The organism is Mesorhizobium sp. M7A.F.Ca.US.011.01.1.1 (assembly GCF_003998295.1).
In the GTDB taxonomy this organism is placed as follows: Bacteria; Pseudomonadota; Alphaproteobacteria; order Rhizobiales; family Rhizobiaceae; genus Mesorhizobium.
Map to the genome: position 1 here is coordinate 1 of NZ_RZRT01000092.1, position 14320 is coordinate 14320.

At 58.0% G+C, this 14320-nt stretch carries 11 protein-coding genes and 2 pseudogenes; 2 read left to right on the forward strand and 11 right to left on the reverse strand.

Annotated features, from left to right (window positions below):
- Nucleotides 1-406: 406 nt before the first annotated feature.
- Nucleotides 407-682 (forward strand): hypothetical protein, encoded by a 276-nt coding sequence (locus EOA13_RS34930; protein ID WP_127262750.1) that lies wholly within the window; start codon nt 407-409, stop codon nt 680-682.
- Between the two features lie 103 nt (nt 683-785).
- On the opposite strand, the pseudogene EOA13_RS34935 reads toward EOA13_RS34930, so the two are convergent.
- A pseudogene (locus tag EOA13_RS34935) lies at nt 786-2009 on the reverse strand (IS110 family transposase).
- Between the two features lie 701 nt (nt 2010-2710).
- Here EOA13_RS34935 and EOA13_RS34940 point away from each other — a divergent pair.
- The gene (locus tag EOA13_RS34940; RefSeq protein ID WP_063170390.1) at nt 2711-3628 is read left to right on the forward strand and encodes a LysR family transcriptional regulator; all 918 of its coding nucleotides are present in this window, start codon (nt 2711-2713) and stop codon (nt 3626-3628) included.
- Nucleotides 3629-3676: 48 nt separating this feature from the next.
- On the opposite strand, the gene EOA13_RS34945 is transcribed toward EOA13_RS34940, so the two are convergent.
- The 10 genes and pseudogenes from EOA13_RS34945 to EOA13_RS34990 all read right to left on the reverse strand — a co-directional run.
- Complete coding sequence (locus tag EOA13_RS34945) at nt 3677-4480, reverse strand: TIM barrel protein (RefSeq protein WP_063169395.1); 804 nt, start codon at nt 4478-4480, stop codon at nt 3677-3679.
- Nucleotides 4481-4644: 164 nt separating this feature from the next.
- A complete protein-coding gene (locus EOA13_RS34950) occupies nt 4645-5706 on the reverse strand; it encodes a LacI family DNA-binding transcriptional regulator (protein ID WP_051695606.1) in 1062 nt (353 codons plus the stop codon).
- Nucleotides 5707-5981: 275 nt separating this feature from the next.
- On the reverse strand, nt 5982-7265 hold the full coding sequence (locus tag EOA13_RS34955; protein WP_210326678.1) for a dicarboxylate/amino acid:cation symporter: 1284 nt from the start codon (nt 7263-7265) through the stop codon (nt 5982-5984).
- 392 nt (nt 7266-7657) lie between these two features.
- Nucleotides 7658-8419, reverse strand: a complete 762-nt coding sequence (locus tag EOA13_RS34960; RefSeq protein ID WP_063169397.1) for a sulfotransferase domain-containing protein — start codon at nt 8417-8419, stop codon at nt 7658-7660.
- 283 nt (nt 8420-8702) lie between these two features.
- Entirely contained in the window at nt 8703-9491 is a 789-nt protein-coding gene (locus EOA13_RS34965; protein ID WP_063169398.1) for an ABC transporter permease, read from the reverse strand.
- Between the two features lie 3 nt (nt 9492-9494).
- A complete protein-coding gene (gene nodI / locus EOA13_RS34970; RefSeq protein ID WP_024505873.1) occupies nt 9495-10409 on the reverse strand; it encodes a nodulation factor ABC transporter ATP-binding protein NodI in 915 nt (304 codons plus the stop codon).
- Between the two features lie 261 nt (nt 10410-10670).
- Nucleotides 10671-11996, reverse strand: a complete 1326-nt coding sequence (gene nodC, locus EOA13_RS34975; protein WP_063169399.1) for a chitooligosaccharide synthase NodC — start codon at nt 11994-11996, stop codon at nt 10671-10673.
- A 15-nt stretch (nt 11997-12011) separates the two neighbouring features.
- Nucleotides 12012-12671 carry a chitooligosaccharide deacetylase NodB gene (nodB, locus tag EOA13_RS34980; RefSeq protein ID WP_063169400.1) on the reverse strand — a complete coding sequence of 220 codons (660 nt, stop codon included), beginning with the start codon at nt 12669-12671 and terminating at the stop codon, nt 12012-12014.
- Nucleotides 12668-13258, reverse strand: a complete 591-nt coding sequence (locus EOA13_RS34985) for a NodA family N-acyltransferase (RefSeq protein WP_063169401.1) — start codon at nt 13256-13258, stop codon at nt 12668-12670. Before EOA13_RS34985 ends, nodB begins: the two co-directional genes overlap by 4 nt.
- Before the next feature lie 853 nt (nt 13259-14111).
- Nucleotides 14112-14320: pseudogene (locus tag EOA13_RS34990) on the reverse strand (beta-ACP synthase); the annotation flags it as partial.

Consider the following 14320-nt stretch of genomic DNA (forward strand, 5'->3'; position numbering starts at 1 on the left):
ATGGTTGACCACGCTTTTCAAAGATCGTGAACTACATCTCCTCGTTGTGCTCGACGCACTCCGGACAAGTAACCTCATGGGCGCGGCATGCAGGATTAACCGAGCCCAGCCGGTCATGAGTGCGGCCGGCGCTCGGCTGCTCGATTTATTTGCGCGATAAGCTCGCGACCATGTCCGCGGAGGTATTCAAACTTAACGCTGCGTCCGGGAGCTCTTGCCCTCCAGTTTGCGACGCTCCCCCGCCCATCCAGTGATCGTTTATTTCGTCGGATAGTTTGACCCGGCTCTACCGAATCGCCGCTTCAGGATCATTCTTTCCGATTTCGTCACGCTCGTATTTCTGCCGCGTCCTACACCGATTGGGCGCGAACAAAACTGAGCGCCTTGGAACCCGAACCCGTGCGTCGTGACCGGGAGCATCCGGGGCGAACTCATCCGCTCGGGGGCATCGCATCACCGGACGGCGACAGGCACGGTCGACCGGCATCTCGGCATCGGCTGGGAATTCGTCCATGGTCTGCATTGGCGACGACGCTTCCTGAGGCCACGTAGCCCTTATGCCAAGCTGGGCGCCCGGGTCGAGCGCGTAATGACGACAATTGCTTCGCTGCAGGTCAAACGCTTTCCGGGCCACCTGCAAAGTCTTCACCCGGCCGTACAGCGCCCAAGACCACTGATGTGATCGACAAGAGCCTTTTTGATAAATCTGCGCTATTCTCCTGTCGCGCACGGACGACCGCGTGGCGAAGAGCAGGGTCCGAGATGAGAGCCCTGCCGCGCAGCTTCTATCGTCGCGCCTCGTTTGCGGCATCCGTGCCTACCCTCTTCGGACCTCGTGGGTTCCAACCGGCGACGAGGCGTGCATAGGCGCCCTCGGCCTGCTCCACCCAGCGGCGCTCTTCTTCCCGGTGGCTCTTTATGTTGTAGGCGTGCGCTCCCTTTTGGCCGCGCACAGCCTTGCTCCCGGCCTTGAGTTCCACATCGCGCAAGCTTCTTGGCATGCAGGGAGGGTCGAGCCCACGCGTAACTCTCGCCCTTCTCAACAGATGACAGATCACGACAGAGAGTTTGCGTGCGGTTGCCACGGCCGCGACATGCTGTCCGCGCCGGGCTCGCACGCCGCAGGGAGAAGGCTCGCAACGGTCCGGGAGCACGAGCGGCCGCCCAGGCCGCCTCGACGAGCATGCCGCGCGCATGACCACGGCCCTGCTTGGTGATCCGCCCATGGTAGGCCGGACCTGGCCGGACTGCTGGACGCTTGGGTTCAACCCGAGATAGGTCACGAGCTTCTGCGGATCGTCGAAGCGCGACACGTCGCCGATCGCCGCCCTTCATCGCCAGCGCGACGGTGATGTCGACGCCGGGAATGGTCATCAGCCGCTTCACGCCTTCATCCTCGAGAGCCGAGCGGACAAGATCGCGTTCGATGACCTGGAGGTCTTCGCCCAATCGGTCGAACTCGCGCAGATGCCCATCGATCGCGAGGCGCTCGTCCTGCGGTACGACCTGCTCGATTAACCAGGTCCGACCCTTGGCGCCGCACAGGTCAGCATGCGGGCAGGACGGATCAGGTGGCTATGAAGGATCGACTGGATGACGCTCTTCAATCGAGATCTCTGTCGGACAATCTGATTGCGCCGTGTCACCTGTCGACGCAGAGCCTGCGTCGGCTCGTCCGCAATCCAGACTTCTGGCAAGAAGCCGCTGGCATAGAGCTGCGCAAGAACGTCGGCGTCGATCGTCGTTTTGATCTTGGCATAGGCAACGATAAACACCTGTTTCGGCTTGGCGATCCCCACCTTCTTCACATGCGGCGCAACCACAGCTGCAGCGGACGTCGCGTTGCCGGTGGCCTCGATCACCCCGACATCGTTCGGCGACAGCTTCGCGGCGAACGCCGCCAGCAGATCGCGCCGCATGTCGACGCGGCCGAGTCGCCTGAGCCTGCCCTCCTCCCATGCCACTGCTTCGGCGAAGGCGCGGTGAATATCCAGTCCGATGATAAGCATGCCCGTTCCTCCTTCTTGGCTCGGTCAAAGACGGGAGCTGGCGGGCAACACGACATCTACTGATCCGCGCTCGCAGCGCATCCGGGAAAGTCGCGAGGGGCGGCCATGTAACGAGCTCGGGCTCTCAGCCCACGGTCTATTGACGGCCTGCCTGCACCTTTGTGCTCCCGGTGCCCCACGTCCCGGATGGGCTCACCATAAGGGCGTTCCAAAACAAGAACAGCAGGACGAGAAGGCACCACAGATCACATACCGGATAGCGGCAAGGCCAAGCGCTTCGTTCAGATAGGCTTGCGCCAATGGGCTTAGGCCGAGCCTACAACAGCTCTCAAAAACGCTGCCGGACTGCTGCATTGGCTCGCCGATACAATTGGCACAGGCCTCACGGCAGCTTAGGATCAAACCGCCCATCAGTCGCCTCGGACTGGAAAGGTGCACCCTATTAGGTTCCACGCCTAGCTAGGTCGGGGCCGCCGAAGACGCTGGTTGATAGACCGGCGCCATCGGCCCGGCGTTTCAAACTGCCAATCTCTGACCTGCACAGTACGAACGATTGCTCGCTTCGGCAGATCACGCGGCTCATATGTCGGACCTTAACGTCATCCATCATAAACTTTTTGCGACAAAAGATTGCAAGAATGCTAAATTGTTAAAGTCGTTTGTTTCGGTTAAAGGCATCCATCCCATGGATGGCTGATGACATGCGTTTCAAAGGACTTGATCTAAATCTCCTCGTTGTGCTCGACGCACTCCTGACGGAGCGTAATCTCTCGGCGGCGGCACGCAGGATTAACCTGAGTCAGCCCGCCATGAGTGCGGCCGTCGCCCGACTGCGCGATTATTTCCGCGATGAACTGTTTACGATAAGAGGTCGCGAAAGATTTCTAACCCCGCGTGCGGCAGCATTTGCCCCCGCAGTTCGCGACGCTCTCCAGCACATCCAGTGCTCGATTATTTCTTCGGATCCGTTTGACCCAGCTCGAGCCGATCGCCTCTTCAGGATCATTCTTTCCGATTTCGTCACGCTCGTGTTTTTCGAAAAGCTTGTGGAGCGTATTTCACGGGAAGCCCCCGCCGTCAGCTTCGAACTGCTGCCTGTCGACGATAGCCCCGATGAGCTTCTCCGGCGCGGTGACGTCGATTTTCTAATTCTACCGGATATGTTCACGTCGAGTGTGCATTCAAGCGTTGCGCTGTTTGACGAGAAGCTCGTGTGCGTAGGCTGTCCCACAAACAAGCAGCTGCCACAGCAGCTTACATTCGAGAGATACATGTCGATGAGGCACGTCGCGGTCAGGTTCGGGCGTACGATGAAGCCGTCTATCGAGGAATGGTTTTTGCTTGAGCATGGCCTTAAGAGACGTGTCGAGGTCGCCGTGCAGGGCTTCAGCATGATTCCACCTATGGTGTCCGGCACAGCTCGTATAGCGACCATGCCCTTACGGCTGGTCAGGCATTTCGAAAAAACGTTCCCCCTGCGGGTTATCGAACTTCCGCTGCCATTTCCCACATTCACCGAGACCCTCCAATGGCCGGCCCTCCACAATAGCGATCCGGCAAGCATCTGGATGCGGGAGATAATGATACAGGAGGCATCTCGGATGGCTGCCCCGCTGTGAACCCACGGAAAATTCAGGCGCACCTATAGTCACTACTCCTGTCACCATCTACTTTGACGACAATAGCCCTCGCCGGATAAAGTCGATGCTGGCGGCAAGTGCGCCTGCGAGATCGTCCAGAGAATGGACTTCCTCGACCAGCTCGAATGAGAAAGGTCCCGCGTAGCCGCCATCCAGCAGCGCCTGAATCTGGCTGCCATTGTCGGAACCTGCAAGAAAGCGATCGGGGTAAATCCAGAAGGTCGGGTCGTTTACGCTTGAAATGTGCACCAGGCCGGTAAGCTCGCAGAACAGGCATGTCTCCCCGGCCAGGGTGTGGTGGAACGTGTCGTGCACGAGGCGAAAGACGGACTGGCCATCAACCGCGGCAACGGCCTCGGCCGCTTCCTTCTTTGATCGAAGCGAGCAGGTTCGGAAACCCAGCGGCTCGATGAGACCGATCAGACCCCGCGACTGGAGGATTGGCTTGATCTCGTTTAGAGCGAAACGAAGATTGTCCTGGCGCTCGCTATTGGTGGGCCACGAGCTGCGGTTGGCCGGCACCAACACGAGCGTCTCCGCCCCGCACGCCGTCGCATAATCGGCGAGGTTGCTTGCCTCGGCCTGACGCGTTGGAGTCCAGTCGTTGAACCGCTGCAAGGCGTTGACAGAGATGATCGTGACGCCCGCTTCGGTAGCGGCCAACCGAACGTCCGCAGCCGGAATGCCGCGTGCGACAGGATTGCTGAAATGAGGGTAACGGATTTGGACGTCGGTCAGGCCTTGGTCACGGGCAAGCGCGAAAAGCGCACTGACGTCAAGGCGGGGCGCCGCCATGTGATCGAGTGCAAAGCGGGGCGATACCTGGCGCATTGCTTGACTTTCCTTCCATGAAGCGCGGCTGCCATTTCGGCATCCGGCTTCTTTCAAGACGGAACCACGCCGGTTCACAGATCGGACAGAGACGGCCGAGTCAATCGAGCTTTCCTTTCATCGGTGAAAGGAAAATGGGCGCTCATGATAGAAATCCATCAAGGTCAAATATTTTCCGGAAGATAAATGTCGAACGGCAGAAATGTCTGCCCCGGGCTCTCCGCGACGCCGGCTTTGATGGCCCGCTCCATTGCCATTATCAGCTCCTGGCAAAGTCGGCGCATTGGCGTGCCGACCGCCATCGTCAAGATGTCATCCGCAAGCGCCCCACGTGACTGCGGCGTCATTTCACTCACGATCGCGACGAGATCCTGACCGCTCCCCTCTTCTCGGAGCGCGGAAATTGCCCCCTCTATCCCCCCGCCGGCCATATAGAAGCCGACGAGCTCTGGTTCCCGCTGCATAAGATCCAGCAATTTTTCGTAAGTGAGCTGCCGTTCATCAAGGTTCACGAGCGCATCAAGCACCTCGAATTTTGGCGCGTTCTCACGAAAATACGCACGAAAGGCCGTTTCCCGCGTCGCATGCGCCTGGAAGCGATGGCTTCCGACAAACACCGCCACCTTGCCGGGCCGTTTTGCGGCCTTGGAAAACACCCAAGCGGCAGTCCGTCCGACCTTGCTGTTGTTGAGGCCGATGTAGCCCTCGCGCACGCCATCGGCGAAGTCGGATAGCAGCGAAAATACCGGGATACCTTTCGCCTTGAGCTCCTCGACTGATGCTGTGATTTTCGGGTGATCGGCCGCCACCATGGCGATCGCCTGGCAGCGGCTCCCAAGGTCCTTAAGAAGCGGGAGCAGGTCACGCGGCAAATGTGACTGCGCGAACTCGATGATCGGAAGGCCGTGGAAGGATTTAGCCATACTGACCGACTCTTCGATCTTGCGAGCGAAATCTTGGTAGAAATCGTGGGTAGGTTTTCTCAAGATGAAGCCCAGCTTGTAGTGCGGCAGGTGCTGCTGCAAGCGCTGTTTGATGAGACCGGCAGCATGATAGCCGATCGCGTGCGCGGCCGCATGGACCCGCTGGGCGGTCTCCTCTCGCACCGGAAGGCGGACGTTCAGAACCCGATCGACTGTTGCTACGCTGACTCCGGCTTCGCGGGCGAGATCGGCTATTGTGACGCGCTTTCCCCTAGCGATTCTGATCGGCCGGTCCTCCATCATCCGGTGCGCTCCCGCGACGGCTTGGGGCGGCAAGCTGAAATAGTTCCCCCACCCCGCGGATAGCGCATTCGACGAACAGCGCTCCATGCGCACCCAGATGAGTCTCCGTGAACCGTTCGTTTGCTTAGGGGCTTCATGGTGTTGTATTACTCACTGCGTTAGTACTCTATTTCCAGCGCTCTTTGGAGGCTGGCAATTCGACTGTTGTGTCAAGGCCGCTACTTACACGTCGCGCTGTTGCGATCTTGCTTGCGGGGAGCCAGTTTGATGTAACCCTAACCGCGGAAAGCGGTTTCCATCCGTGACTGGTCCAATTCGCCTTCCCAGCGAGCGACAACGAGCGATGCCACCGCATTACCGACTAAATTCGTCAGCGCGCGGCATTCCGACATGAAGCGGTCCACGCCAAGAATTAGAGCCATTCCGGCAACGGGAACACTCGGCACGACAGAGAGAGTAGCGGCCAATGTGATGAAGCCGGCGCCGGTGACGCCTGCCGCACCCTTCGAGGAAAGCATCGCAATTAGCAGCAGGAGGATCTGATCGGCAATTGACAAATCTGTGTTCGTCGCCTGGGCGATGAAGAGGGCGGCGATCGTCATGTAGATATTGGTACCGTCCAGATTGAATGAGTATCCAGTAGGGATGACGAGACTTACGACCGAACGGGCGGCGCCGGCCTTCTCCATCTTCTCCATTAGCGAGGGCAGCGCGGCCTCCGAGGAGGACGTTGCCAGGACAAGCAGCAGCTCGTCCTTGATGTAGCGGACGAGAGAAAAGATCGAGAAGCCGTTGTAGCGGCAGACCGCGCCGAGAACCCCGAACACGAAGAGGAAGGCGGTAAGATAGAACGTCGCGACCAGTATCGCGAGGTTGGCCACCGAACCGATTCCGTATTTGCCGATCGTAAAGGCCATTGCGCCGAAGGCGCCGATGGGTGCAGCCTTCATCAGAATGCCGACGAGCTTAAAAATGGGGGCGGTAAGCGCCTGGAGAAAGGTAACGACCGGCCTGCTCGTCTCTCCGGTCATCGCCAAAGCAATGCCGAACAGGACCGAGAAGAACAGGACTTGCAGGATGTCGCCTTCCGCGAAGGCACTGGCAATCGTTGACGGGATGATGTTCATCAGGAAGCTGGTCACGGACTGCTCGTGAGCCGTGGCCACATAGCCCTTAACGGCTTGGACATCGAGCGAGGCCGGATCGATGTTGAGGCCGGCGCCAGGTTGAACGATATTCGCGACAATCAGTCCGACAACGAGTGCAAGTGTCGAGAAGGTGAGGAAATAAACCATCGCCTTGGCGGCAACTCGGCCGACCTTCTGCAGATCGCTCATGCCGGCAATGCCGGTCGCAATTGTCAGGAAGATGACAGGTGCGATAATCATCTTGACGACTTTGATGAAGGCATCGCCGAGCGGCTTCAGGCTCTGGCCGGTTTCCGGATAGAGGTAGCCAATTGCGGCTCCCAGGACTATGGCGGCAAGCACCTGCACGTAGGTCCGGGCAAAATGGGGCTTGCGGGGCGCTGCGATCGCGCGGGGGACTCTTGGAACCAACACCGTTTCTCTCTCCCTGACCGGATCGGGGTGGGGGCTCCTCCTTCTCCCATGCTGCGCTCCGGTCGAGCGCTGCTGTCATCTCGGAGCAAGCGCCGTGCCAACTGGAGGCCTGTCCCGTCCAGCGAGATTGGTGCGGGTTGCGCACTGGAACCCTCCACCTTTGCCGGAATTTGCACTCAAGGCTCGCCAAAGATCGCGTCTGAAGAAGTGCTTCGCCAGAGAGGGAATTGACCAGGTCGCCTTGCGGCCGTGTCTTTGATGTCTGCCGCAGATCGACTGCCGGCCGATATCTCTGTCGTCTTGGTGACTTTGGTTTGTCAGTTTTGCGACGGAATGCGCGCAAACTGCAGGATATCCTACACGCCCATCAGAGCACGCGGTACAAGCGATTAAGCGTAGGAGCGCATTGAATCTCCGAGGTCAAAAAATCTTGAATAAGGTCCCCGTGCGAAGTGAATCCGCAACTCGTCAAAGTTCTCCACCGTTTGATCCAGCGGTCGCGTTTCCTGGCGCTGCAGGATGGCGTTATCTGATGGCTCAAGCGCTGGAACGCCCAGGAAATCCCAAACCGCTCCCAGGCATTGGGCAGGTTCGTGAAGTAGGCTCTCGTATTCCATTACAAGCAGGTTGGTCGACGTGAAGGAGTCCATAACGCGAGCGTGAAAATCGTCGGCGGCTTTGAAATAAGCCTCACAGTCGGCGATTGACAACCTGACGCTCGGTGGCCGAGCGGTATCGTTGTCCCAGCTGAACTTCAGCCAGTGACCGCTTTCCCTGGCCTGCACAAAGGATCGGAGCGATTCCAATACGTTTCGGCGAACAACAAGGATGACCTTGAGTGCTGGCCAACGAGCCAGTTCCGCAAAGAATGCGGGACGCTCGCGAAACTGAGGTTCATTGATCTTGCATCCAAGATGCGTCACATTCTTGTAGTCGCGCATAGGGCAGCGCACATAGGCAAGCTCAAGAAGCTCGCGATCCGTGCCTAGCAGGCGATCAGTGCTGGGCCAATTGGGATCATATTCGTTTAGCAACTCACCGTTACTCAAAACGGTCGGATGCTCGTTTAGCAATTCTTCTAAATAGTGTGTTCCGGTCCTTGGCATAGCAAGGATCACAAAAGGCTCAAGAGTTGCTTCGTTGTGGGTCATTGCATGTGTATCCAACTAAATAATGGCCGCGACGGTCTGTGGACGCGCACAAGAAGCTTGGCTGCTATCGATTGAACGCTCCGGGTGGGTCCGCGCCTCACCATCCAGCCTGTTCTTCGAGGTGTGGTCGCGAAGCTGGGCGGGTGCCTGCAGCGGCTGGGTGGCGCCCGGCTTCGGCGTTGTACCACTCGCGATTCCTAGCATACGCATGCCTCCGGGCCGCTGTGGGCAGTTTGCATCCGGCATTGCGGACCTCCTTCTGGTTAATGGGTGTAAGCAAGCGTCAACGCATTAGTCGTCGATGAAACAGTCCAGCCGACAGAAAAAAAGGCAATACAGCGAACATGCAAAGTGCGCCTATATGCAGCCCTACATTGTCGCCCAGGCGGCCGAGCATCACCGGACGGATTAGCTCGATAGAATTCGCCAGGGGCGAGAAGGCCGCAATCTGCTGAAACACTCCTGGCAATTGGCCGACTGGAAAAACCGCGCCCGAAAGGAACAGCATGGGTGTGATGACAAGCGTCTGATAGAAAATAAAATAGTGATAACTGGGCGCGAGCGCGATGACGAGCATGGCCAGGCTCGCAAAGGCGAATCCGGTGAGAGCGACGACCGGTAGCACGTAGAGAACCGACGTCCACGCGGCATAACCTAGCGCGGCCGCAACAATCGCAATTGTCGTACCGGCCAGAAAAGCCTTTGTGGCTGCCCAGGTCAATTCACCGAGAACGATGTCGCCGAGGGTAAGTTGTGTGTGCAGGATTGCTTCCCAAGTGCCCTGATCGCGCATTCGACCGAAAACCGCGTAAATTGTTTCGAAGGTTGATGCTGTCATCGCGCTCGTCGCAACCATGCCGGCTGCCAGAAAGGCGATGTAGGATGCACCTTCGATGCGGCCTACCAACAGTCCAAGGCCAGTGCCGAGCCCGAAAAGGTAAATCATCGGATCAGCAAGGGTGCCGAGCATTGAAGCAAATGCCACCTTCTTCCATGCCAGATGATTGCGGCGCCACACCGCCATCCAGTTCCAGGCGTTGGCGGGTAGAGCGGCCGCAAAACGTTCACCCATTGCTCACTTCTCCATCTCACGTCCGGTTAACCGCAAGAAAACGTCCTCCAGACTGGGTGGACGCTCTAGAATACGCAGACCCGCTCGACCGCGAAGCTGGATGCGCACATCCTCCGGCTCAGGCGCATAGCAAAAGAGCGTCTCGCCGCTTACCTCGACACGCTGAACGTACGGTCTGATCAGCGAAATCAGCTCCTGTGGATTACCGCCGAAGATCTCGATCACGTTGCACCCAATGTACTCGTCGATCAGCGCATGAGGACTGCCCTCGGCGATCTTGCGTCCCCGCTCGAGAACACACAGCCGATCACAAAGCCGCTCAGCCTCTTCCATGAAATGGGTGGTCAAAATGATCGTTTTTCCGCTCGCCAGCAGGAAACGAAGTCGCTCCCAGATCAGATGGCGGGCATGCGGGTCGAGGCCGGTCGTGGGCTCATCCATCACAAGCAACTGGGGGTCGTTGATCAGAGCACGTGCCAGCGTCAGGCGCCGCTTCATCCCGCCGGATAGCAGGCCGACACGTGAATCCGCCTTGCTCTCAAGGCGAGCGAACTCGAGCAGCCGTGGGATGACGGCGTTGATCTCTCTTGTACTCATGCCGAAGTAGCGCCCGAACACCAACAGGTTCTCACGTACCGTAAATTCCAGGTCGAGATTGTCGAACTGCGGGACCACGCCTATGCCCTTGCGGGCCAAGCGGCTGCGTGCCGGCACTGGTAGACCGAGGACTGTTATATCACCCGCGTCAGGCCGGGTCATACCGAGGAGCATACGCGCAATCGTGCTCTTGCCTGCGCCGTTAGGCCCCAGCAGACCGAAGCACTCTCCCGATGCAACGGTGAAGGACAGCCCGTCCACAACGAGCTTGTTTCCGAATAATTTGGTTACGCCGGTAAGGTCGATTGCTACATTGGACATGCGTCTATCTCAAGCGGAATGAGTCCGATTGGCCACCGGCAGCTTACTTGCGAATTCTGGTTCAGAGCAGGCCACCGCCTTGAGATGACACCTTTGGAAAGTCGCGGCCGGAGCGACGTGTGTATCGCTTCCGCCAAAGAATAACGTCAAGATGCCACGTGTCGCTTCCACATAGTCCCCGTTCTGACCATAGGTAACTCGACAAGCTTCACCCCGTGTCGACTGACACAACTTACTCGGTCACTCGGCGCTGCAAGGCCGTCAGACTTCACTAGCTGTGAGCGAAAGATCTGCAGTATGAAGTGACTCCGCAATTCCAGAATTGCCCGCAGCATTTGCTCCGCCAAGCGGCATCGCGCTTGTGATTTCCTTTGTGCTGCTGTTGGGCAGGGGAACACTTTTACGCGACAGCCAATCGCTATTGCTCAATGTACACAGGGCGTAAGCCTTCAAGGGGATCAACAGGAATATCCTGATTAACGCGTGCATTGAATAGCCGATGAATCGAAGCTGCCGAGTGCGGAAAGATAACACCGTAGATCTGATTATGGTCATCGTGACAATAGCCAGCACCGTCCACCAATTTACTGTATGTGAAAATAGTAACTCACCGAGCGCCGTTACTACCGCGATGCCGAGCAACAATGGGCCGAGATTCTCTCCCATCACATCCAAAGTTAGATAGCGATCCAGGCCACGCAGTAGACCTCGCGCAAGCATCGTGTCCCGGAAAGTGCTTCGTGCCCAGCGGAGTTGTTGGCGCAAATAAGGTCCCATCTTGTCCGGAACGACTGTCGCCGCGACGGCACCTGGAACGTACTCGGTTCGAAAGCCTGCTTTCAGCATGAGGATCGTAAGATGACGGTCTTCACCGAAGTCGCTTGGTTTCCCCCTGAACAGCTGCGTCTCGTATTGATCCAGCAGAGAAAGGAGACAAGACCGGCGGTACATTGCACATGGGCCGCAGCAGCACATGACCGCACCAAAGCGACCTTGCGCCGCGCGCTCCTCATTGCAAGCCAGCCAGTATTCCATATCGATCAATCGGGTCAACCAAGTGTCGCTGCGGTTGTATGCCGTCAGCTGGCCCATGGCCGCTCCGACCATGGAATCCCGCATTTTTACTGCAAGCTTCGTGATGACGTCGGACGCAAGTGTCGTGTCAGAGTCGACGCTGAGCACGAAATCTCCAGATGAGCGGCGGATGGCGGCGATCTGCGCCTTGCGTTTGCCAACATTTTCGCGGAGCAGAATGAAATTGAATCTCGGGTCGCCCTCGTAGGCGTGATGTACCGGGATGACGGCATTACGATTTCCAGAACCGTCGTCAACCAGATAGACCTGAAATGTTCCGGAGTAATCTTGATTTGCAATGGAAGCTAAACACGCCGCGAGTGTGCGCGGGTCCTCATTGTAGCAGGGGATAATGACATCCACGCTCGGCCAACGGTCGGATCCGAACAAGCTTTCCGACGGCGGCGTAACATTTTCCGGTTGGGAGTAGACCGCTTGCATGCCTCTGTAAACAGTCGAGAGCACCGCATAAGACGAAACGGCAACAGTACTGGCTGTGGTGAGAAGGTCCATAGGATCTCTGTTTGTTCAGGGATGTTGAGGAAGTGATCGGATTACAAATCCGCGGCCGTGCAATTCTGGAATTAGGCGTGACAACGCTGTCACCGTCTGGTCGCGCAGACTGGCTTGATTGCCTGGTTGCAATTCGTCGGGAGCGCACCCGTCGTGCAACAGCACGATTGCGCCCGGCCGGATATCGGCGAGCACTCTGTCGACGATGGCGTCAACGCCGGGGCGAGACCAGTCGCGTGGATCAATGGACCAATGGACGGGCGCCAATGCCTCACCCGCTAATGCAGCGATTACTTCTTCGGTCCAGATGCCATAGGGTGCACGAAAGTACCGAACCATGGCCTGCGGGCAAGCCATCCCTATGACTCTGTTTGCCTCAACTATCTGGCAGTCGACTTCGACGGACCCGCATTTAGCTAGGTCCGGATGAGTCATCGTGTGGTTGGCTATACCGTGGCCGTCTGTAATAATTCGGCGAACGAGTTCCGGCTCGTCGGCCGCGTAGGCCCCAACAACGAAGAAGGTCGCCGGCACCTGATGTTGCGCCAGCACATTGAGTATCTGCGGTGTGAAAAATGAATTGGGACCGTCGTCAAACGTCAGATAGACGCTGCGCTCTGCAATGCGATCGGCATTGTCACTCTGCCCTTCGCATATGTAGTCCAGAGGCTTCATAGTTCCGGACCGTTCCGGTCGATCAGGGTACCAGACGGCCACTCGTCCATCGAGCGTCCGATCGGCGAAACCAACACGAGTACGTCTTCCAGGCGCGTGGGCGGCAGGTCGGGATGCACATCTGGACGGGTCGACCGTACGCGAACGCCCGACACAATGTTCGCGAGGCCGGCTCTGCAGAATCTTTCGACATGGTTTCGCAGCGCGTGCCGAACCGTGCCGAAAGCGAATGGAACACCCAACTGATGGAGCACTGGGTACGCCACGCGCATCGAAAAACCGATTCCGAGCCCTTCAAGATCCGGACGAACCGCGTACAGGCCCAATTCAGCGACGATCAAGTCGACCTCGCCAACTTTGATGAAGCGCCGCAGCATGCCGATGTGAGCCGCTACCCCATGCGCGTCGTAGCCGATTGCGCGGAATTCCGGCCTCGCGCCGGCCCAACTGCGGCCGCCTTCGAATGGCTCCGCGTTGAAGGCGCCAGTCCGTCCATAGGTCTTTCGAAAAAAGTCGGAGAGTTCGACATGGTCGGCCAGTTGCAGCTCATTTTCCCAGCACAACTTCCACTCGACATTCGGACGCATGGAAGACCTCACCTTGTAGCTGTCTGGTTGAGATAAATGTCCAAGCATTGATTAAATAATTGGCGTCGCGCCAACGGGGCGTAACTTGTGGGGACCGCCGAAAGACCAAGCCGCAATGCAGATGCGACTGACTTTGTACGCCCCGCACACCAGATGATGCTCCTCAGATCCAACGCAACCATCGGAACTACCTATCTTTCCAACTTGAAGCGCTTCTATGGGACCTGCAGCAAAAACGGTAAAATCCTTTGTTTAGATGAAAGGTATCCACGCTTTGGATAACTGGGCGAATGCGTTCCATATGGCTGGTCAATTATCGTCGTCACGCTCGAGGCACTTCTGACGAAGCGCAAAGCTCACGCCCGCGGCACGCGCGGCCGTTGCCGGGCCGCGCGATTATCTCCGTAAGAGCCGAGTGGAGCTCAGACACGACGATTGATCAGAATCTGATTCGCGGGTTCAGTATCTCTTTCGTGTATCCAGCTCTGGGCTGTCCTTTGGCGGGAGTTAGGTTCGCCCAGGTTCTGAGCCTGGGGCGTTGGCCCGTTCGCCGCGCAGGCTCCTTCGCACATCGTCGAGGCCGAGAAAGAGGGGCCACACAGCTCCCCCTGTACTTTCCACCACCCGACACCAGCGCTCACCCAGGGCGCCGGCCTTGCTCACCTCAACGGATAGCGCACTCGCGCCGCTTCACGATTAAAAGAATTCTACAAGCAAGATGCCTGTTTGATCGAGAGACGTCCGCTGCCAATTCCCGCATCGCAGAGGCAGCCAATAGCGCTCGCTTTACATAGTGGTCCGGCAAGCAGCTAGATACGACAGGTGACCTCAAATGAGGCGTCTTGCATGGCTTCTACACCTGCCTGAATGCCAGAACTGCGTTCGTACCGCCCATGGCGAAGGCGTTGCTCATGGCGACGCGCACCTTGCGCTCCCGCGGCACATTGGGTGTGATGTCGAGGTCGCAAGCGGGATCTGGCTCGCGATAGTTGGCGGTCGGCGGCACGACGTCCTCTTGGATTGCCATCACGCAGGCGATCATTTCAAGCGCGCTCGCTGCGC